Consider the following 19,835-nt stretch of genomic DNA (forward strand, 5'->3'; position numbering starts at 1 on the left):
TTGCCCGGCGTCACGCCGCCGACCATTTTCGTGCCATAGGCGATTGCCTGTTCAGAGTGGAATGTGCCCTGCGAGCCGGTGAGGCCCTGACAGATCACGCGGGTGTTTTCGTCTACGAGGACTGCCATCTTGGCGTTCTCCTTACTGAATTCGTGGGGAAGGTGGGTTGGCACCCACCCTACGATTAGCCCTTGACCGCCTTGACGATCTTCTGGGCACCATCCTTGAGGTCGTCGGCGGCGATCACGTCAAGCCCGGAGGTGTTGATGATTTCCTTGCCCTTCTCGACGTTGGTGCCTTCCAGACGGACCACGAGGGGCACCTTGAGGCCGACCTCTTTGACGGCGGCAACAACGCCCTCGGCGATCACGTCACAGCGCATGATGCCGCCGAAGATATTGACGAGAATGCCTTTGACCTGCGGGTCAGAGGTGATGATCTTGAACGCTTCGGTGACCTTTTCCTTGGTCGCGCCGCCGCCGACATCGAGGAAGTTGGCAGGCTCGGCGCCGTAAAGCTTGATGATGTCCATGGTCGCCATCGCCAGACCGGCGCCGTTGACCATGCAGCCGATTTCGCCATCCAGCGCGATATAGTTGAGGTCGTATTTGGAGGCCTCAAGCTCCTTGGGGTCTTCTTCGGTGGTGTCGCGCAGCTCGGCGATATCCGAGTGGCGATAGATCGCGTTGCCGTCAAAGCTTACCTTGGCATCAAGCACCTTGAGATCGCCCTTGTCGGTCACGATCAGCGGGTTGATTTCCAGCATCTCCATGTCTTTTTCGATAAAGGCCTTGTAAAGCGTGCCCATCAGGGCGACGCATTGCTTGACCTGCGTGCCGCTCAGGCCAAGGTTGAAGGCGATGCGACGGCCGTGAAACGCCTGATAGCCGGTGGCGGGATCGACGCTGAAGCTGAGGATCTTTTCGGGGGTCGCCTCGGCGACATCCTCGATGTCCATGCCGCCCTCGGTCGAACAGACAAACGACACCCGGCTGGTCTGGCGATCGACCAGAAGCGCGAGGTACATTTCGGTCTCGATCCCCGAGCCGTCCTCGATATATATCCGGTTGACCTGCTTGCCGACCGCGCCGGTCTGCTTGGTCACCAGCGTGCGGCCCAGCATGCGCTTGGCTTCTTCGGCGGCTTCCTCGACGGATTTGGCAAGGCGTACACCGCCTGCTTCGCCGGCGCCGGCCTCCTTGAATTTCCCCTTGCCGCGGCCCCCTGCGTGGATCTGGGCTTTGACAACCCAAAGCGGGCCGTCAAGGGCGCTGGCGGCAGTCTTGGCTTCTTCGGCGCGCAGAACCACGCGCCCATCCGACACCGGGGCGCCGTAAGAGCGAAGCAATGCTTTCGCCTGATACTCATGGATGTTCATCTTTATCCTCCCTGAAAGTTTGCGACGCTGCATGCGCTTTTGCAAATCTTGGACGCTGAAAGTGGTTCTGGTTATTTGATGAGGGGGAGAAGCGTTTTGAACGCTGGCGTTCCGGCTTTGCCGAGCCACTCGAAGACAACCATCTCGGTTGTGACGATGCCTGCCCCGCTGGCGCTGAGCCTTGCGATACAGGCTTGCTCGCTTTCGAGGGTACGCGACGCGGTCGCATCGGACACGACAAACACCTCATACTTCTGTTCAATCATGCTGGCGGCGGTCTGAACCACGCAAATATGCGCCTCCATCCCGGCCAGGATGACCTGTTTCCGGCCAAGCCTGGCAAGCGTTTCGGAAAATCTGTCATCCTCCATGCAGGAAAAATGCATTTTTTCGAGAACAATCGTCCCCGGCGTTCCGGCGAGTTCGGGAACGGTGTGTCCGAGGCCGGCGGGATACTGTTCTGTCATGATCACAGGTATGCCAAGCTCATGTGCGCTGGACAAAAGAGTGCGTGAATTGCGGATCGTTCGCGCGGGTGCCTGCATGGCGGGGACCAGACGCTCCTGCATGTCAATGATCACAAGCACGGATTCCTCAGCCCGAATGAGCATATTGCCGACTCCTCTTTTGTGGTTCGGTGCAGGATTCAATCTGTGGTATGCCAAATACCATAGGATTTGACCATCATCAAGCCGGTTGTTCCGGCGCCGGGCAGCAGCACGAATCGTGACGTCTCAATCTGGTTTCGGGGCGGCGATTCATACGCTGCGTTGCAGAAGTGCCTTGCCGTTTCCAGCAAATACCCATCTGTCAAAATCGAAAATTGAAACGGATATAATGCATGTAAATCAATATTCTAGAGCCCTGCAAAAGCAATGGAACCCTTTTGCCAGGATGCACCGCAGAAGGCGTAAAGAGTCAATATTTTCAGCGGTGTTCCCGATACTTGCCTCAGGCTATTATGCAGCTGCGGCGAAAATTGTCTTTAATGTGAATTGCCTGAAAACTTTGTCTGGTCTATGGTATACCACAAGTCAGTAGGGTTTGCGCCGCTTTTGGGCAAACTGGAGAAAACCATGAAACTTCGACCGATTGTGACGAATTTCACGCTGAAGGACCACGTGTACGAAAGGTTGCGTGAAGCAATCACCGCGGTGGATATCTACAGTGCTGACGCCGATCTCAGGCTGGATGAGCGAACGCTGGCGGATCAGCTCAAGGTGTCCAGAACGCCCCTGCGCGACGCCATCGCCAGGCTTGAGGCCGAGGGCCTGGTTTCCGTCGTTCCGCGCAAGGGGGTGTTCCTGCTGCGCAAGAGCCTGGATGAAATTCTGGAGATGATCGTCGCCTGGGCGGCGCTGGAAAGCATGGCCGCGCGGATGGCGACGGTGCATGCTTCGGATGCCGAGATCGCGTCGCTCCGCAAAATCGCGTCCAAGCACAATGACAAGTTATCCCTGACCCGGATTTCGGAATATTCCGACGACAATATCAAGTTTCACCTGCGCATTCTCGAGGTCTCGCACTGTTCGCTTCTGAAGACGATGGCCGAGGCGCTGTTTCTGCACATGCGTGCGGTGCGGTTGCGGGCAATGGGCGAGGCCGACCGGATCAATCGTTCGGTCGTCGATCATGCTGAAATCATCGAGGCACTGGAGGCGCGCGATGCGGATGATGCCGCAGAGAAGGTAAGAGAACACACGATGCGGCTACATGAACACGTTCGCAAGACATGGACGCGGCTTGAGCTCGCTCAAAAGACAAATGTGGAGACGGCCTTAGGCGCATAAGACGCTGGCCGAATTTGGAGGAAAGAAATGGCTGTAGCCAGCGTAACATCGGGATCAACGGATCAAGAAACGGTTGCTATCGAAACTTTGACGGATGGGTTCCACCTTTTGATTGATGCGTTAAAGTTGAATGGGATCAACACGATCTATAACGTGCCGGGTATCCCGATCACCGATCTTGGTCGCTACGCGCAGGGGGAAGGAATTCGCGTTCTTTCATTCCGCCATGAGCAACACGCAGGCTATGCCGCAGGGGCCGCCGGTTTCCTGACCAAGAAGCCCGGTGTCTGCATGACGGTCTCTGCTCCCGGATTTCTCAACGGTCTTACGGCATTGGCCAATGCGACAACCAATTGCTGGCCGATGATCCTGATTTCCGGGTCGTCCGAGCGCGAGGTCGTCGACCTGATGCAGGGCGACTATGAAGAGATGGATCAACTGGCCATCGCCAAGCCGCTTTGCAAGGCGGCTTACCGTATTCTTCACGCAGAGGACATCGGTATTGGTGTCGCCCGTGCGATCCGTGCCGCGGTCACCGGGCGTCCGGGTGGGGTTTATCTTGATATTCCCGGCTCTTTGCTGGGACAGGCGATGGACGCCATCGAGGGTCGGAAATCGCTGGTGAAAGTCATTGATCCGGCCCCGGCGCAATTGCCCGCACCCGACGCGGTTGCCCGCGCGATTGATGTTCTCAAGGGGGCCAAAAAGCCGCTGATCATTCTCGGCAAGGGCGCGGCCTATGCGCAGGCCGATGATGTGGTGCGCGAGTTGGTCGAGAAATCCGGCATTCCCTATCTGCCGATGTCGATGGCCAAGGGCCTGTTGCCTGACAACCACCCGCAATCTTCTTCTGCCGCACGCTCTTTGGTGCTCAAGGACTCCGACGTCGTTGTGATGGTCGGCGCGCGGCTGAACTGGTTGCTGAGCCACGGCAAAGGCAAGCAATGGGGCGAGCCGTATTCCAAGAAATTCGTGCAAATCGACATCGAACCCAAGGAAATGGACAGCAACGTAGAAATCGCGGCGCCTTTGGTTGGTGATATCCAATCCTGCGCCCAGGCGTTGATCGACGCGATGGGGCCGGACTGGAAAAAGCCGCCAACCGGGTGGACAGATGCGGTGCGCTCCAAAGTTGAAGGCAACATCGAGAAAATGGCATCGCGCCTTCAGGGCAATGCCACCCCGATGAACTATCATTCGGCGCTTGGCGTGGTGAAAAAGGTGTTTGAGGACCGCCCAGACACTATTCTGGTCAATGAAGGGGCAAACACGCTCGATTTTGCCCGCTCGATCGTAGACATGAGCAAACCGCGCAAGCGTCTGGATGTTGGCACCTGGGGGGTGATGGGGATCGGCATGGGCTCTGCCATTGCCGCCGCTGTCGAAACGGATTGCCCGGTCGTGGCCGTCGAGGGCGACAGTGCCTTCGGGTTCTGCGGAATGGAGATTGAAACCATCTGTCGCTACAACCTTCCGATTTGCGTCGTGATCTTCAACAACAACGGTATTTATCGTGGCGACGATCAGAACCGGTCGGGTAGCGCAGATCCGGCAACGACGGCTTTCGTCAAGGATTCTCGCTATGAGAAAATGATGGAGGCCTTTGGCGGTGTGGGCGTGTACGCCACATCTCCGGACGATCTCAAGCGCGCGATCTTCGAGGCCATCGACAGCCGCAAACCAACGCTGATCAACGCGATTATTGACGAGGCCGCAGGCAAGGAAAGCGGCAATATCGGTAGCCTCAATCCGCAATCCGTCGTGGCACAGGCACGCGCTGCGGCGGCAAACACGTAAATCCAATCCGTTTGAAATATCCATCCAAGTAAGCAGGGAATAAAAATGAAAGCTCTGGAAGGCGTCAAGATTCTTGATTTCACACATGTGCAATCTGGACCAACATGTACACAACTTCTGGCCTGGTTCGGGGCCGATGTGATCAAGGTCGAACGTCCGGGCGTCGGTGACGCCACCCGCAAACAGCTGGTCGATGTGCCCGGGGCGGACTCGCTCTATTTCACGATGCTCAATCACAACAAACGCTCGATTGAGCTGAACTCGAAAAACGAGACCGGCAAGGAAGTTCTGACGCGGCTCGTGCAGGAATGCGATGTGCTGGTCGAGAATTTTGCCCCCGGCGCGCTTGATCGCATGGGGTTCTCCTGGGAGCGTATTCAGGAAATCAACCCGCGCATCATCATGGCGTCGATCAAAGGGTTTGGGCCGGGACAATATGAAGACTGCAAAGTCTATGAAAACGTGGCCCAATGTGCCGGTGGGGCGGCGTCGACGACGGGCTTTCTGGATGGGCCTCCGGTCGTGACCGGTGCCCAGATCGGCGATAGTGGTACGGGGCTGCACCTTGCCCTTGGGATCGTGACGGCCCTGTTTCAGCGTGAAAAAACCGGCCGTGGTCAAAAGGTTCTGGCACCGATGCAGGACGGGGTTATCAACCTCTGCCGCGTGAAACTGCGCGATCAGCAGCGTCTGGAAAAAGGCCCGCTGACGGAATATTCGCAATATGGGGCCGGTATTCCGTTCGGCGATGCGACCCCTCGCGCGGGCAACGATTCAGGTGGCGGGCAACCGGGCCGTATCTTGAAATGCAAGGGCTGGGAAACCGATCCGAATGCCTACACCTACTTTATCACTCAGGCGGCTGTTTGGGAGAAGGTCTGTGATGTCATCGGCGAACCCGACTGGAAGACCAAGGAAGGCTATGCCACCCCGCCCGAGCGTCTGAGCAAACTGGACGAGATTTTCGCGCGGGTCGAAGCCTGGACAATGACCAAGACCAAATACGAGGTCATGGAGATCTGCAACCCGCTCGACATTCCCGTTGGTCCGATCCTGTCGACCAAGGAAATCATGGAAGACGACGGATTGCGCGCGACCGGGACAATCGTCGATGTCGATCACCCCGAGCGCGGCCAATACACAACGGTCGGCTGTCCGGTCAAGTTGTCTGACAGCCCGGTCGATGTGACCCGCTCGCCGCTTTTGGGAGAACATACAACCGAAATCCTTCAGCAGGTTCTTGGATACAACGGAGAAGATCTGGCTCGGGTCATCGACTCTGGGGCAGTTGGCAAGGTCAGCAAATAGGCCTTGGCATAGGAAGAAATTGACCGTGACACCCTGAAAAAAAGGGCAGCACGTCAATGGGAGGAAAGAATGAGACTTATAGTAATGGGGCAGCAAGCCTTTGGTAAGGATGTGCTTGCCAAGCTTCTGGACGCCGGAACCGACGAAGTCGTTGCCGTGTATTGCGAGCCCGACAAAGAGGGCAAGCCGGTTGATCCGGTCAAGGAATTTGCGCTTGAAAAAGGCATTCCTGTCCATCAACCTGCGAACTTTGACGATCAGGCGGCGCTTGATACATTGGCCGGTCACAAGGCCGACCTGATGATCATGGCGTTTGTTAATGTGTTCGTCCCGGAGGCGGCACGCGACACGCCAACCCATGGGTCAATCTGTTTCCATCCCTCGCTTTTGCCGCTGCATCGTGGTCCCTCGGCTGTGAACTGGCCGATCATCATGGGGGCCACCAAGTCGGGGTATTCTTGGTTCTATCCATCGGATGGATTGGATGAGGGGGACAGCCTCTTGCAATGGGAATGCCCGATTGATCCCGACGACACGGTGATTCAGCTCTACTTCAACAAGATCTACCCGCATGCCGTCGATAGCGTGCTGACCGTTTGCGACCTCTTTCGCAATGGCAATCCCCCGCGGATTGTGCCCGATGAAAGCCAGGCCACCTATGAACGCCGGTGCAACAAAACCCATGCACGGGTGAATTGGCACGCCCCGGTCAAGCAGGTCTATAACCTGATCCGCGGCACCAACCCGGCGCCGGGTGCATGGACCACGGTCAACGGTGCCGAGCTTGGCATATTCGACAGCGCGCTCGTCCCCGGCGACGGAATTTCAGGCCGCGTTCGCGAGATCAGCGATGACGGCATCTCCGTTCAATGTGTGGGGGGGCGCATCCTTGTGAAGCGGGTCCGCCCGGCGGGAGCGGCAAAACAGCCTGCCTCTGAATGGGCCGCCTCGGTCGGGCTCAAACCCGGCGACACGTTTGGCACGTAACACCTGCCTGAACAATTCCCGAGAAGTATAGGAAAGCAAAATGTCAGACATCGAAATAGCACGCGCAGCCAACAAGAAACCGATTCAGGAAGTCGGGGCCAAGCTCGACATTCCAAATGAGCATTTGCTGCCTTTTGGTCACGACAAGGCCAAGGTCTCGGAGGAGTTTATCCGCTCGCTTTCAGAGAAGAAGAACGGGCATCTGGTTCTGGTCACGGCGATCAATCCCACGCCTGCCGGCGAAGGCAAGACAACCACGACCGTGGGCTTGGGCGACGGGCTTAACGCGATCGGCAAAAAGGCAGCGATCTGCATTCGCGAGGCATCATTGGGCCCGTGCTTTGGCATGAAAGGCGGCGCTGCGGGCGGCGGATATGCGCAGGTCGTTCCGATGGAGGAAATGAACCTTCACTTTACCGGTGACTTCCACGCGATCACCAGCGCGCACAATCTTCTGGCGGCCATGCTCGACAATCACATTTACTGGGGCAATGAGCTTGATATCGACATCCGCCGCGTTGTCTATCGCCGCGTCATGGACATGAACGACCGGGCGTTGCGCCAGATCGTCTGTAACCTTGGTGGTGTGGCCAATGGCTTTCCGCGCGAAGCAGGGTTTGACATCACCGTCGCCTCAGAGGTCATGGCGATCCTGTGTCTGGCCACTGATCTGGCCGATCTGGAAAGACGGCTTGGCGATATCATCGTGGCCTATCGCCGTGATCGCACGCCGGTTTACGCCCGCGATATCAAGGCCGACGGCGCCATGACCGTTCTGCTGCAACAAGCGATGCAGCCGAACCTGGTGCAGACGCTGGAAAACAATCCGGCCTTTGTGCATGGCGGCCCGTTTGCCAATATCGCGCATGGCTGTAACTCGGTCGTTGCAACCACGACTGCGCTGAAACTGGCGGATTATGTCGTGACAGAGGCCGGATTTGGCGCCGACCTCGGTGCCGAGAAGTTCATGAACATCAAATGCCGCAAGGCGGGGCTGAAACCCGAGGCGGTTGTCATCGTGGCCACAGTGCGGGCGATGAAGATGAACGGCGGTGTCGATAAGGCCGACCTGGGCGAAGAAAACGTCAGCGCCGTCGAAAAAGGCTGTCCGAACCTCGGCCGTCATATCGAGAACCTCAAGCAATTCGGCGTTCCGTCGGTGGTGGCGATCAACCACTTTGTCACCGATACCGACGCCGAGGTTCAGGCGGTGAAGGATTTTGTCGCAAGCCAGGGCGCGGAGGCCATCCTGTGCAAGCATTGGGCCGATGGTTCCAAGGGCACTACGGAACTGGCGAATAAAGTGGTTGAGATCGTCGAAGGCGGTACGGCGAATTATACACCGCTTTACCCCGACGAAATGCCGCTGTTTGAAAAGATGGAGACCATCGCCAAACGCATCTATCGCGCGGATGAGGTGCTGGCAGATTCAAAGATCCGCAAGCAGCTAAGGGATTGGGAAGACCAGGGGTACGGGCATCTGCCGGTCTGCATGGCCAAGACGCAGTATTCCTTTACCACTGACCCAAACCGGCGGGGCGCGCCCACCGGCCACAGCCTGCCGATACGCGAGGTGCGTCTGTCTGCCGGAGCCGGATTCGTGGTTGCCGTCTGCGGCGAGATCATGACCATGCCGGGCTTGCCACGGGTGCCCTCGGCCGAGGCCATCTGCATCAACGATGATGGCCTGATCGACGGGTTGTTTTGATCATGAGCGGCAGCACACTTCATACCATCATGGTGCCGGTTCGCGGCGACGGCAAAGGGCCAATACTATTTGCCCATGCCGCTGCACTGGCCAAGCGTTTCGGCGCCCATGTCAAGGTTGTTCACTGCCATCCCAAGACCGAAGACATGATGCCCTACGGTGTCGTTATTCCATCTTTCCTGCGCAAACAGATTGAGGAAGCGACCAAACAGAGCGCCGGCACGACCGAGGATATCGTGTACGAAAAATTTACCGCTGACGCCGCCAAACATGGCGTCAGCGAACAAGAGCCAGAGCTGAACAAGGCGACGACCAAGTTCTACGAATACGAGGGCAAGCAGGTTGATGCCGTGCGCCATTATGGTCGGTTGTCCGACCTGATTTGCGTGGCCAAGCCGAGCAAGGAGCAGGATCTTGGGTTCAACACGCTGAAATCCGCCCTGTTTTCCTCGGCGCGTCCGGTTTTGGTCTGTCCTGATACCGATGAGGTTGCCGCCGACCTCGGGCGCCATGTTGCGATTGCGTGGAACGGGTCGCTCGAAGCATCCCGCGCGGTCAGGATGGCAATGCCCTTGATCGAACACGCCGGGGCGGTCACGATCCTGACTGGCGGCAAATCCGATCACGCAGCAACGGCCGACGATTTAAAGGACTATCTCGCTCAGCGCGGTGTCACCTCGAAAATCGAAGCATTCTCAGGCCAGGGAAATGTCGGGCGGCTGCTGCTTAAGAAATGTGATGAAGTTGGCGCCGACCTGATGGTTATGGGGGCCTATAACGACAGCTACGAGCGCGAGTCACTGCTTGGCGGCAACTCGGCGACGATTGTTGCCGAGGCCGCGATCCCGGTGGTGATGGTCCACTGAATTTACGTGCGAACAAGGAAAAACAACAAGGAGGATACTCTCGACGCAACACCCCGGAGGAGCAAACCAAACCGAAGGTCACGCTTTCTCAAGAAACGGAATGGCCGTGTAACGGCTGAAATCGGTACTTCTAGGGAGGAAGAAAATGAAAATCTTGAAAACTTTGACAACCAGTGTCGCTGCATTGGCCCTTACAGCCCCGGCAGCCTTTGCTGAATGGCAGCCGCGCAAGCCTGTTGAGCTCATCATCATGGCCGGGACCGGCGGTGGTGCCGATCAGATCGCGCGTCTGCTTCAAGGTCTCATCCAAAAGAAAGACATGAGCCCACGGCCGTTTATTCCAATCAACAAGCCGGGCGGTTCAGGTGCCGAAGCCCTGTCCTATATGAAGGGCAAGGAAGGCGACAATCACACGCTTCTGGTTGCGCTGAACAGCTTTTACACCACGCCGATCATTCAGGAAGAGCTGGCGATTGACGTCACCACATTCGCGCCAATCGGCCGTATGGCGATGGACACGTTCCTGCTGTGGGTCAACAGCGAGCGCGAGGACATCACGGATCTCGACAGCTATGTTGCCACCGTCAAGGACGCCGACGGCGCATGGAAGGTTGGCGGCACCGGGTCCGGCCAGGAGGATTCGATCCTGACGGCGATGATGGAAAAGGAACTGGGGTACGACGTAATCTACATTCCGTTCCCGGGTGGCGGCACCGTGGCCAAGAACCTTGTTGGCAATCAGATCGACTCGACCGTCAACAACCCGTCCGAGCAGATGGAATTCTGGCGGGCTGGCAATACCAAGCCGCTGGTTCAGTTCAATGGCACACGTTCAGCGCCCTTTGAGGACGTGCCGACCGCCAAGGAAATGGGCGTTGATATCGAGTACTACATGCAGCGCTCGATCAGCGGCCCGGCCGGAATGGATCCCGAAGCGGTGGCCTGGTATCAAAACCTGTTCGAAGAACTGTTCAACTCGCAAGAGTGGCAGGACTATTGCAAGTCGGACGGTCTTACATGCGACGAATGGATCTCGGGTGATTCACTGGCAGCGTTCCATGAGGCGCAGCTCAAGCGGCACGTCGAATTGATCGAAGCCGTTGGTGCCGACAGCATCACGTCCAAGTAATCGAGCGCACCTACCCCGAGCGCGAGCGATCCTGCTCGGGGTAACACCTTAGTCTAACCAGTCGGCCAAATCGCTTGCACTCGTTGCAGGGCGTGCCGCGCTTCGGCCTGGCGATCAACAAAGCAAAGCTGCCTGGATGTGGAGGATACTGAATGTCTGTTCGTACAGCTGAATTGATGATGGGAGTGTGCACGCTGCTTATCTCTCTTGGTCTGATGTGGAGCGTGACCAGCAACGACCTCACTGTTGGCTGGATCGAAGGACGAGGCCCAGGCGCGGGGATGTGGCCCTTCTGGTTGTCTGTGGGAATGGCTCTGGCGTCGATCTGGACCCTTGTCCGCTGGATGAGAGGTGTCACCGCAGAGTCCCGCAACACCGAGCCCTACATCGACCCCGAAACCGTTTTCATGGTCGGAATTACGGTCGCCGCAATCTTCCTTCTTCTGGTTATGACCAGTGTCATCGGCCTCTACTTCTCGATGATGCTGTTCCTTTTGTTTTACATAAAGGGCATCGGAAAGCATCCCTGGCCGATCACGATAACTGTCGTGATCGCCATGCCTGTCGCGATCTACATGCTCTTCGAAGTGGCGCTTAACAAGTATCTGCCACGTGGGTGGCCGTTTTTTGAGAACATCTTTCTTCATATCGACGATTTCCGATATGCGATCTTCTCGTGAGGCCCCCTGAAACCGTTAGCGACACAATAGGATATCCCCATGGACTCTATACTTAGCTTGCTTGCTGCGGGGCTTTTACAGTCCTTCGAGCCGCTCAACCTTGCCATGATTTTCCTCGGCTGTTTTGCCGGACTGTTCATCGGCGCAATGCCAGGGCTTGGGTCTGTCAACGGCGTGGCAATCCTTCTTCCTGTCACCTTCCTGGTGCCCCCGACAGCCGCCATTATCTTTCTTGCCGCGCTTTATTATGGGGCGATGTACGGGGGCGCTGTCAGTTCGATCACGCTTGGGATCCCCGGGGCCTCAACCGCCGTTGCGACGGTGTTTGATGGTCGCCCGATGGCCCAATCCGGCAGGGCCGACCAGGCACTGATGGCCGCCGCAATTGCGTCCTTCATAGGCGGGACAATCTCGGTGATCCTGTTCACCGGCTTTGCCCCGCCACTGGCCGCCTTCGCGCTAAAATTCGGCCCGCAGGAAGAGTTTGCCCTTATGCTGCTTGCGTTTGCCACCTTCATTGGCCTCGGCGGCGATGACATACCGAAAACGATTTTCTCGATCCTGATCGGTCTGGTGCTGGCCGCCGTCGGCTTTGACATTATCTCGGGTCAGCCGCGTTTGATCTTTTTCGACATGGTCGAATTCCAGCGCGGCATTCCGTTTCTGGTGCTGGCCATCGGGATTTACGGCATCGGCGAGATGATCTGGACGCTTGAGCATACCAAGGGTGCCATCCAGATGCACAAGGTCGATTTCGGCTGGAAGAAGATCAAGCAGAATCTGGGGCGCATCAAGGACTATCTTCCGGTGTCAACCATGGGGTCTTTTCTGGGTTTCTTTGTCGGCACCCTGCCGGCGGCCGGCGCAACGCCTGCCTCGCTGATGTCCTATGGGCTTGCCAAAAGCTTTTCCAAGGATGGCGACAGCTTTGGCAAGGGCAACGTCGCCGGTGTGGCCGCGCCAGAGGCTGCCAATAACGCGGCATCCACCGGGTCCATGCTGCCGATGCTGACGCTTGGCATTCCCGGCTCGCCGACCACGGCAATCCTGCTCGGTGGCATGATCATCTGGGGCCTGCGTCCCGGACCGCTGTTGTTTGCGGAAAGCCCGGATTTTGTCTGGGGCCTGATTGGGTCGATGTATGTCGCGAACTTTGTCACGGTGGTTCTGAATATCGCGCTGATCCCGGTGTTCATCCGCGTGCTGGCAATGCCATTCAGCATCCTTGCACCGATCATCTTCATCCTTTGCGTTGTTGGTGTTTTTGCTACCACGGACCGGATGTTTGACACCTGGCTGATGCTGTTGCTCGGGTGTGTCGGTTATCTGATGCGCAAGCTGAATTACCCGGTTGCACCGGCGGTTCTTGCGATTGTGCTTGGCCCGCTGACGGAACGGGCGATGCGCCAGTCGCTGATCGGCAGCCAGGGTGATCCGATGACCTTTCTTGAGCGACCGATTTCCTTGACCTGCATCCTGATCGCGGTTGCCCTGGTCTCTTATCCCTTGGTGGCGAACATGATGAAAAAGCGTAAGGCCACTTCGGCAGCCGGGTAAACGCACGACCGAAATGATCTTGAAAAGGGGCCTTGCAGGGCCCCTTTTCAGCTTTCGTAGCGGGTGTTGCCGCGCCGGTTCTCGTCCATCGACAGCTGAATGAAAAGCGGCTGATGCGCCCGTTGAGAACAGGCCTGCCGCGGGCAGAGGTGGCAATTGATGCCGATCGGCGCATAAAGCTTTGGATCCTCGAAATTGTAACTTGAGGCGTAGCGAAGCCGCCCGGCGTAACGTGTCTCGCAACCAAGCGCCAATGTCAGCCGCCTGTCCTGGGTCTCTTCGCTGAATACCGGCCGGTGCACCGTTCGGCTTAGCGTGAAATAGCGTTCCCCATCCGGGGTTTCGACGAATTGCGGCATCACGACACCGGGCGTGTAAAACGCTGTATGAATGTTCCAGACAGGGCAGGATCCGCCATATTCGGCTAGGTGAAACGAGGTCGAATTAAAGCGCTTGGTCACGTTGCCGGCTTTATCAATGCGCAGGAAAAAGAACGGTACGCCCCGCGATCCTTTGCGTTGCATTGTGGTAAGACGTTGGCATACCTGCTCGAACGAAGCCCCGAAAGTGGCCGCGACGCGGTCGATATCATAGCCGCAGGCCTCAGTTTCGGTCAGGAATGTCTCATAGTGCATCATGAAGGCGGCGGCGAAATAATTCGCCAGTTCGACCCGCAATCGTGCCAGGACCTGCGAGGTACGGATGCCACTGCGTTCGACCAATGTCGCGATGATACCGGGGTATTCGACGGTGCATAAAACATGGGCCAGCTGAAAGACGCGGTTCGAATGGCTCAGCGCCTGCGACAAATGGATGATCCGCTTGTTTTCATCGAAATACCGCAGGGCATTGCCAAGCTTGTCGATCTTGCAGACTTCGACCGAAATACCATGCTTTTGCTTCAACCTGTTGCGCAGGAAGGCAAAGTTTTCTTCGGGGGGCGCGTATTCGCCATTCCAGGCGTTTTCAGCGGCGTTTTCGAGTTCCGGGAAGTGATTCTTGTGGTCACGGAAAAAGTCGTGAATGACCGATTCCGGCGATGCGTTCAGCAATTCGTCCTCGGAATTATCCCCGCCCAGCTTCATGATCTTTTCCAAGGCCACACGATGCGCACCGTGCAGTTGCAGGAAGTGGTCAACCAGGCGCGGCGCATGATCTATTGCGCCGCGTATTTCCTGAATGTCGGGCGTTTCACCGATAAAAATCGGGTCTTGAACGGCATTGCGCAGATCGGCCGCCTTGCGGGCGGTTTCATCTTTGGTCAACTCACGCCAATCCACCGCATAGGCATCGGCAAGCGACATAAGCAGTTTCACAGAAAGGCTTCTCTGGTTGTTTTCAAGCAGGTTTATATAGGATGGGCTGACCCCCAAAGTCCGCGCCATCTCGGCTTGGGTTTGTTTTCGCTCACGCCTGAGTTGACGCAGTCGCGGGCCGATCAGGGTCTTGGTCAAGGGCATGATCCTTACAACATTACAAAAAGTATGGGTGTAAATTTAACAATATACACAAACACGCTGTTTTTGTAGCGGTCCTTCAATTCTGTTGGTATCCTTTTTTTGAATTTGAAAACCACTGACGGATAAAGGGATCTCATGGCATATAAAATCGTCATACTCGGGGCTTCGTATGGCTCGCTTCTTGGAACCAAGCTTTTGATGGCTGGTCAGGATGTGACCCTTGTTTGTCGGCAGGCGACCGCCGATCTGATCAACAGCAAAGGCACAGATGTCCGCATCAAGCTGCGCGGAGAGGATGAGCACCGCTCGTTCCGCTCGGATGATCTGCCCGGACATCTGGATGCAAAAACCCCGGAACAGGTAAACCCGAACGAATACGACATGATCGCCCTAGCCATGTCCGAGCCGCAGTATTGCAACGCGTCGATTGTCGATCTCTTGGGTCGGATTGCGGCAAGCGGAAAGCCCTGCCTGTCGATTATGAACATGCCGCCTTTGCCCTATCTGCGCCGGATCGAAGGGCTGGATACCAAAAGGCTGGAAGCCAGCTTTACCTGCCCGGATGCCTGGAACGGCTTTACTCCGGGCGCCGTCACCCTGTGCAGCCCCGATCCGCAGGCCTATCGCGTGCCCGAAGACGGGGCGAACACCCTGCATGTCGGTCTGCCAACCAACTTCAAGGCCGCCCCGTTCGAGGGGGATGAACACAACAAGATCCTGCGTGACCTGGAGGCCGAAATTGATGCTGTCCGGGTTGATGGTCAGGATGTTCCGGTCAAGCTTCGGGTGTTCGATTCGCTCTTTGTTCCCTTCGCCAAGTGGAGCATGCTGTTGACAGGCAACTATCGCTGTGTGCTGCCCGAGGGGGCCCGGCCGATCAAGGAGGCGGTCCATGGCGATATCGAGTTGTCGCGGCGCATTTATGAGTTGGTAAACGAGATCGTAAGCCGATTGGGCGCCGATCCGAAAGATCGAGTGCCGTTTGAAAAATATGCCAACGCCGCCAATGGTCTTCTAAAGCCGTCCTCTGCTGCGCGTGCCATCGACGGTGGCGCACAGCGCGTGGAACGGGTGGATATGCTGGTGACGCTGATTGCCGAACAGGTTGGCGTGTCTGTCTCGGAATTGAGCGGGATTGTCGAAACGGTCAATGCGCGGCTGAAGGCGAATGCGCTTGAGCATACATGACACCCTCGGGGCAGGGCCGTTTGCGTCCTGCCCTGAACGCTCAGGTGGCTTGGCCCATGTGCCAGGCCCGAAAAGCGACGGCCCTGACGTGATGTCAGGGCGCCAAGGTCAGCCTGAGATCGAGCGGAAGTTGTCGGATTTCTGTGCCACGTAATGCACGATATCGCTCCGCTTTACCCCAAGTGAGGCAAGTTTGCGATCACTCGCATGCGAGAGCATTTCAACTTCGTTGGCAACGCGGTTGGCGGCAATGATCGACTGAAAAAAACCGTCGATTACACGCAACGGGGCGAGAATGGTGCGGGACAGGGTCTCGCCAAAAGACGTAACGGGGCTGATGTTTGTGTTGGCCGACATTTTATTTAACCCTCAGCTTCAAAAATCATACCCAATTTACTCTGCGGTGCAGCACGCCGCAACTCAAATTTCCGCAACGCAGCATTGCATCTCAGGCATGGCTTTCCAACCATACAGGCCAAGAAAAGACGCGCCCGCATTTCAACTTGATGCGGGCGCGTCATGTCATGTCATTCCCCTCGGAAATTGAGGGCGTGTTTGCTTGGGATCAGGAGCTAGGCGTTGGGCAGGATAACGATTTCCACCCGACGGTTCTGGCGCTTGCCTTCTGCGGTCAGGTTGGACGCAACCGGCTGATCTTCGCCCCGACCAAAGGGACGCACGCGCGAGGATGGCACGCCGCCTTGCAGCAGAACATCGGCCACGGCATTGGCGCGGCGCTCAGACAGGCGCTGGTTATAGCCCGCGTCGCCGTCGCTATCGGTGTGGCCAACCACCTGAACGGTGGTGTCGGGATAGTCGTTCAGGCTTTGTGCCACGGTCAGAAGGTCGCCACGCAGGCCGGGGTAGATCGTGGTGCTGTCGACATCGAACAGGATATCCTGCGGCATCGTCAGGATCAGGCGGTCACCGGTGTTGGTGATCTGAACGTCATTGTCCAGCTGCTGGCGCAATTCGGCCGCTTGACGATCAAGGGCGCTGCCCGCGACGGCACCACCTGCGGCCCCAAGAACACCGCCGATAACGGCGCCTTTGAGCTTATCGTCGCTGACCATGGCGCCAAGGCCCGCACCAAGAACGCCACCCAGGGCCGCACCGGTCTTGGTCCTTTGGTTGGGGTCGGTGCCGGTGCCGGTGTTATAGTTGGGATCGGTACAGGCAGTCGCAAGCAAAAGCGATGCGCCAGACAGAAGAAGAAGGGGGTTGCGTGCTCGGATCATTTTGTGGTCGCCTTGTTGTTAAACCTGCCCGACTTGTCGGGATTAAGGCGATGATATGCAATAACACGCCTATGCCCAAGACCTTTGAGGGGGGAAACAGGCGGCATTTCGCGCAAAATTCAACAGTGTCTACCCGTCAACGCGCGCGCTTTCCCAGGCCAGCATCGCGCGCTTGACCGGCAGGCCCCAGTGATAGCCGCCAAGCGCGCCGGATTTGCGAAGTGCCCGGTGACAGGGGATCAGAAAGCTGACCGGGTTGCGCCCCACCGCCGTGCCGACGGCGCGCACTGCGCGGGGGCGTCCGATGGCCTGGGCGATCTCGGAATAGGTGGTGACATGGCCGGTGGGCACCCGAAGCAGCGCCTCCCAGACCTTGATCTGAAACGGCGCGCCGATCATGTGAAGCGCGGTTTCGCCCCTGCCGGCGAAGGCGGCATCCACCCATGGCGCGATCCGCTCTGGCGCGGGTTCAAACCGCGCGTCGGCCCAACGCGCGCTGAGGTCGTCAAAGGCGGCGTCGCGGCCGCATTCCTCGGTAAAGGCAAGCCCGCAAAGGCCCTTGTCGGTGCCCATCGCGAGGGTTTCGCCAAAGGGGCTATCGAAGCAGCCGTGATAGATCGTCAGCCCCTCGCCACCGCGCGCGAATTCGCCGGGGCTCATCGCCTCCCACCGCAGGAAAAGATCGTGCAGGCGGCCAGTACCGGTCAAGCCGGCGGCATCTGCGACCTCAAGCGTGGTAAAGCGCTGCGCCAGAAGGGTCTTGGCATGACCAAGCGTCAGATATTGCTGATAGCGCTTGGGGGAAACGCCGACCCAGGCAGAAAACAGGCGTTGAAAATGCGCCGCACTCATGCCCATTTCACCCGCAAGCCGGTCAAGCGGCAGGGCCTCGCCGCCCTGATCAATCAGGTCGATGGCCCGCCGCATGACGTGAAAATGATAGGCTTGATCGGGCGCATTGGCGTTCATTGGAAATCCTCCGGTTTCAGACAGGATAAACGGCATGGCCATCTCGCGCGACCCGGATATTGCGCATTGAGGGCGCCGCCGATGCACAAAAGTCGGGTCTCGCCCATTGCGCGGGGCGGGGGCATGCGGCAAAAGGCCTGCATGGCAGCGCAACTTGATTATCACAGGATCCGCGAGATCTTTGGCCGGTTTCACGCCGCCGATCCCGAGCCGAAGGGCGAGCTTGACCATGTCAACGCCTATACGCTTTTGGTGGCGGTGGCGCTTTCGGCGCAAGCGACCGATGTGGGCGTGAACCGCGCCACGCAGGCGCTTTTCAAACTCGTCGATACACCGCAAAAGATGCTGGATCTGGGCGAAGAGGCGTTGATCGAGCATATCAAGACCATCGGCCTATATCGCAACAAGGCCAGGAATGTGATGAAGCTGTCGAAGATTCTGGTCGAGGATTACGACGGCGTGGTGCCCAATTCGCGGGCCGCGCTGCAATCGCTTCCGGGGGTGGGGCGCAAGACCGCGAATGTGGTGCTGAACATGTGGTGGCACATGCCCGCACAGGCGGTGGATACGCATATCTTTCGCATCGGCAACCGCACCGGCATTTGCCCGGGGCGCGACGTGAACGCTGTCGAGCGCGCGATCGAAGACAACATCCCCGCCGATTATCAGCTTCATGCGCATCACTGGCTGATCCTGCACGGGCGCTATACCTGCAAGGCGCGCAAGCCGCTTTGTGCCACCTGTATCATTCGTGACCTATGTGACTTCGAGGATAAAAACCTATGACAAAATATCAGGCCGTCGGCGTCGGAAATGCCATCGTCGATGTCATTAGCCAATGCGATGACAAATTTCTGTCGCGGATGGGGATCGACAAGGGCGTTATGCAACTGATCGACGAAGAGCGCGGCGAGTTCCTGTATGCTGCGATGGAAAACCGCAACCAGATGCCGGGTGGATCGGTGGCAAACACGATTGCGGGTTTGGGGGCGCTTGGCCTGTCAACCGCGTTCATCGGGCGGGTGCGCGATGACGAATTGGGCCGGTATTATGCCTCAAGCCTGACCTCGGTTGGCACTACATTCGTGAATGAGCCGGTGCCGGGCGGCGAAGGGCCGACCTCGCGGTCGATGATCTTTGTGTCGCCTGATGGCGAGCGCTCGATGAACACCTACCTTGGGATTTCCACCGATCTTGGCCCCGATGATGTGCCCGACGATGTCGCCGGTCAGGCGCAATTGCTGTTCCTTGAGGGATATCTTTACGACAAGCCGCAAGGCAAAGAGGCGTTTCTTGCGGCGGCGCGGGCCTGTCGTGCGGGCGGTGGCCGGGCGGCGGTTTCGCTGTCCGATCCGTTCTGCGTGGATCGCCACCGCGATGATTTCCGACAGTTGGTGCGCGAGCTCGACATCGTGTTCGGCAATGAGCACGAGTGGAAATCGCTGTATGAGACCGAAGATCTTGGCGCGGCGCTTGAACAGGCGGCGGCGGAAAGCGGGCTTATCGTGTGTACGCGCTCGGGCCATGATGTTGTTGTGGTCGAGGGCGATCAGAGCGTGTCTGTGCCGGTGCAAGAGGTGGTGCCGGTCGATGCCACGGGTGCGGGCGATCAGTTTGCCGCCGGTTTCCTTTACGGGGTGGCCACCGGTCAGACGCTTGCGGTCTCGGGGCGCATGGGGTGCATCGCGGCGGCCGAGGTGATCGGTCATTACGGCGCGCGCCCCGAGGCGGATGTTGCGGCGCTGTTCCGCAAGGCTGGCCTGATCTAGCGCTCGTCCGG

General features: G+C 57.9%; 18 protein-coding genes and 1 pseudogene. 12 read left to right on the forward strand and 7 right to left on the reverse strand.

Features of this window, described 5'->3' with window-relative positions; genetic code table 11:
* The 3 genes and pseudogenes from BMZ91_RS14685 to BMZ91_RS14695 form a co-directional block, all read right to left on the reverse strand.
* Positions 1 to 128, reverse strand: a pseudogene (locus BMZ91_RS14685) (succinate--CoA ligase subunit alpha); the annotation flags it as partial.
* A 56-nt stretch (positions 129 to 184) separates the two neighbouring features.
* Positions 185 to 1,378, reverse strand: coding sequence for an ADP-forming succinate--CoA ligase subunit beta (gene sucC / locus BMZ91_RS14690; RefSeq protein WP_092840538.1), 1,194 nt, complete (start codon positions 1,376 to 1,378; stop codon positions 185 to 187).
* Positions 1,379 to 1,449: 71 nt separating this feature from the next.
* A complete protein-coding gene (locus tag BMZ91_RS14695) occupies positions 1,450 to 1,965 on the reverse strand; it encodes a hydrolase (RefSeq protein WP_245736401.1) in 516 nt (171 codons plus the stop codon).
* Between the two features lie 489 nt (positions 1,966 to 2,454).
* Here BMZ91_RS14695 and BMZ91_RS14700 point away from each other — a divergent pair, with 489 nt between their 5' ends.
* The 9 genes from BMZ91_RS14700 to BMZ91_RS14740 all read left to right on the forward strand — a co-directional run bounded on the left by BMZ91_RS14700 (position 2,455) and on the right by BMZ91_RS14740 (position 13,200).
* Complete coding sequence (locus BMZ91_RS14700; RefSeq protein ID WP_092840792.1) at positions 2,455 to 3,168, forward strand: GntR family transcriptional regulator; 714 nt, start codon at positions 2,455 to 2,457, stop codon at positions 3,166 to 3,168.
* A 27-nt stretch (positions 3,169 to 3,195) separates the two neighbouring features.
* A complete protein-coding gene (oxc, locus tag BMZ91_RS14705; protein ID WP_092840544.1) occupies positions 3,196 to 4,965 on the forward strand; it encodes an oxalyl-CoA decarboxylase in 1,770 nt (589 codons plus the stop codon).
* A 45-nt stretch (positions 4,966 to 5,010) separates the two neighbouring features.
* Complete coding sequence (gene frc, locus BMZ91_RS14710; RefSeq protein ID WP_092840547.1) at positions 5,011 to 6,273, forward strand: formyl-CoA transferase; 1,263 nt, start codon at positions 5,011 to 5,013, stop codon at positions 6,271 to 6,273.
* 69 nt (positions 6,274 to 6,342) lie between these two features.
* Entirely contained in the window at positions 6,343 to 7,260 is a 918-nt protein-coding gene (locus BMZ91_RS14715) for a methionyl-tRNA formyltransferase (RefSeq protein WP_245736402.1), read from the forward strand.
* Positions 7,261 to 7,300: 40 nt separating this feature from the next.
* Positions 7,301 to 8,968, forward strand: a complete 1,668-nt coding sequence (locus tag BMZ91_RS14720) for a formate--tetrahydrofolate ligase (RefSeq protein ID WP_092840553.1) — start codon at positions 7,301 to 7,303, stop codon at positions 8,966 to 8,968.
* Between the two features lie 2 nt (positions 8,969 to 8,970).
* On the forward strand, positions 8,971 to 9,834 hold the full coding sequence (locus BMZ91_RS14725) for a universal stress protein (protein ID WP_092840556.1): 864 nt from the start codon (positions 8,971 to 8,973) through the stop codon (positions 9,832 to 9,834).
* A 145-nt stretch (positions 9,835 to 9,979) separates the two neighbouring features.
* Entirely contained in the window at positions 9,980 to 10,963 is a 984-nt protein-coding gene (locus BMZ91_RS14730; RefSeq protein WP_092840559.1) for a Bug family tripartite tricarboxylate transporter substrate binding protein, read from the forward strand.
* Between the two features lie 152 nt (positions 10,964 to 11,115).
* Entirely contained in the window at positions 11,116 to 11,643 is a 528-nt protein-coding gene (locus tag BMZ91_RS14735) for a tripartite tricarboxylate transporter TctB family protein (RefSeq protein ID WP_092840562.1), read from the forward strand.
* A 105-nt stretch (positions 11,644 to 11,748) separates the two neighbouring features.
* A complete protein-coding gene (locus tag BMZ91_RS14740; RefSeq protein WP_092840565.1) occupies positions 11,749 to 13,200 on the forward strand; it encodes a tripartite tricarboxylate transporter permease in 1,452 nt (483 codons plus the stop codon).
* A 47-nt stretch (positions 13,201 to 13,247) separates the two neighbouring features.
* On the opposite strand, the gene BMZ91_RS14745 is transcribed toward BMZ91_RS14740, so the two are convergent.
* Positions 13,248 to 14,654: a helix-turn-helix domain-containing protein gene (locus tag BMZ91_RS14745; protein WP_092840794.1), complete on the reverse strand. Its 1,407-nt coding sequence runs from the start codon at positions 14,652 to 14,654 to the stop codon at positions 13,248 to 13,250.
* Between the two features lie 141 nt (positions 14,655 to 14,795).
* Between BMZ91_RS14745 and BMZ91_RS14750 the strand changes: the two genes are divergently transcribed.
* A complete protein-coding gene (locus BMZ91_RS14750) occupies positions 14,796 to 15,848 on the forward strand; it encodes a ketopantoate reductase family protein (protein ID WP_092840568.1) in 1,053 nt (350 codons plus the stop codon).
* Positions 15,849 to 15,956: 108 nt separating this feature from the next.
* Here BMZ91_RS14750 and BMZ91_RS14755 read toward each other — a convergent pair whose 3' ends face one another.
* The 3 genes from BMZ91_RS14755 to BMZ91_RS14765 form a co-directional block, all read right to left on the reverse strand.
* Entirely contained in the window at positions 15,957 to 16,205 is a 249-nt protein-coding gene (locus BMZ91_RS14755; protein WP_092840571.1) for a hypothetical protein, read from the reverse strand.
* A gap of 215 nt (positions 16,206 to 16,420) precedes the next feature.
* Positions 16,421 to 17,086, reverse strand: coding sequence for a YiaD family glycine zipper/OmpA-like lipoprotein (locus tag BMZ91_RS14760; protein ID WP_092840574.1), 666 nt, complete (start codon positions 17,084 to 17,086; stop codon positions 16,421 to 16,423).
* A gap of 129 nt (positions 17,087 to 17,215) precedes the next feature.
* Positions 17,216 to 18,055, reverse strand: coding sequence for a methylated-DNA--[protein]-cysteine S-methyltransferase (locus BMZ91_RS14765; RefSeq protein ID WP_092840577.1), 840 nt, complete (start codon positions 18,053 to 18,055; stop codon positions 17,216 to 17,218).
* A gap of 141 nt (positions 18,056 to 18,196) precedes the next feature.
* Between BMZ91_RS14765 and nth the strand changes: the two genes are divergently transcribed.
* Positions 18,197 to 18,841 (forward strand): endonuclease III, encoded by a 645-nt coding sequence (nth, locus tag BMZ91_RS14770; RefSeq protein WP_092840796.1) that lies wholly within the window; start codon positions 18,197 to 18,199, stop codon positions 18,839 to 18,841.
* Positions 18,838 to 19,824: an adenosine kinase gene (locus BMZ91_RS14775; protein ID WP_092840580.1), complete on the forward strand. Its 987-nt coding sequence runs from the start codon at positions 18,838 to 18,840 to the stop codon at positions 19,822 to 19,824. The genes nth and BMZ91_RS14775 overlap by 4 nt, the downstream gene beginning before the upstream one ends.
* The last annotated feature ends 11 nt before the right edge of the window (positions 19,825 to 19,835 follow it).

This window comes from Roseovarius lutimaris (genome assembly GCF_900115165.1).
In the GTDB taxonomy this organism is placed as follows: Bacteria; Pseudomonadota; Alphaproteobacteria; order Rhodobacterales; family Rhodobacteraceae; genus Roseovarius; species Roseovarius lutimaris.

Excerpts from the sequence above, each read along its gene's own strand:
- sucC (WP_092840538.1), bottom strand. The coding sequence starts at position 1,378 with ATGAACATCCATGAGTATCAGGCGAAAGCATTGCTTCGCTCTTACGGC.
- BMZ91_RS14700 (WP_092840792.1), top strand. The coding sequence starts at position 2,455 with ATGAAACTTCGACCGATTGTGACGAATTTCACGCTGAAGGACCACGTG.
- oxc (WP_092840544.1), top strand. The coding sequence starts at position 3,196 with ATGGCTGTAGCCAGCGTAACATCGGGATCAACGGATCAAGAAACGGTT.
- frc (WP_092840547.1), top strand. The coding sequence starts at position 5,011 with ATGAAAGCTCTGGAAGGCGTCAAGATTCTTGATTTCACACATGTGCAA.
- BMZ91_RS14715 (WP_245736402.1), top strand. The coding sequence starts at position 6,343 with ATGAGACTTATAGTAATGGGGCAGCAAGCCTTTGGTAAGGATGTGCTT.
- BMZ91_RS14720 (WP_092840553.1), top strand. The coding sequence starts at position 7,301 with ATGTCAGACATCGAAATAGCACGCGCAGCCAACAAGAAACCGATTCAG.
- BMZ91_RS14725 (WP_092840556.1), top strand. The coding sequence starts at position 8,971 with ATGAGCGGCAGCACACTTCATACCATCATGGTGCCGGTTCGCGGCGAC.
- BMZ91_RS14730 (WP_092840559.1), top strand. The coding sequence starts at position 9,980 with ATGAAAATCTTGAAAACTTTGACAACCAGTGTCGCTGCATTGGCCCTT.
- BMZ91_RS14735 (WP_092840562.1), top strand. The coding sequence starts at position 11,116 with ATGTCTGTTCGTACAGCTGAATTGATGATGGGAGTGTGCACGCTGCTT.
- BMZ91_RS14740 (WP_092840565.1), top strand. The coding sequence starts at position 11,749 with ATGATTTTCCTCGGCTGTTTTGCCGGACTGTTCATCGGCGCAATGCCA.
- BMZ91_RS14750 (WP_092840568.1), top strand. The coding sequence starts at position 14,796 with ATGGCATATAAAATCGTCATACTCGGGGCTTCGTATGGCTCGCTTCTT.
- BMZ91_RS14755 (WP_092840571.1), bottom strand. The coding sequence starts at position 16,205 with ATGTCGGCCAACACAAACATCAGCCCCGTTACGTCTTTTGGCGAGACC.
- BMZ91_RS14760 (WP_092840574.1), bottom strand. The coding sequence starts at position 17,086 with ATGATCCGAGCACGCAACCCCCTTCTTCTTCTGTCTGGCGCATCGCTT.
- BMZ91_RS14765 (WP_092840577.1), bottom strand. The coding sequence starts at position 18,055 with ATGAACGCCAATGCGCCCGATCAAGCCTATCATTTTCACGTCATGCGG.
- nth (WP_092840796.1), top strand. The coding sequence starts at position 18,197 with ATGGCAGCGCAACTTGATTATCACAGGATCCGCGAGATCTTTGGCCGG.
- BMZ91_RS14775 (WP_092840580.1), top strand. The coding sequence starts at position 18,838 with ATGACAAAATATCAGGCCGTCGGCGTCGGAAATGCCATCGTCGATGTC.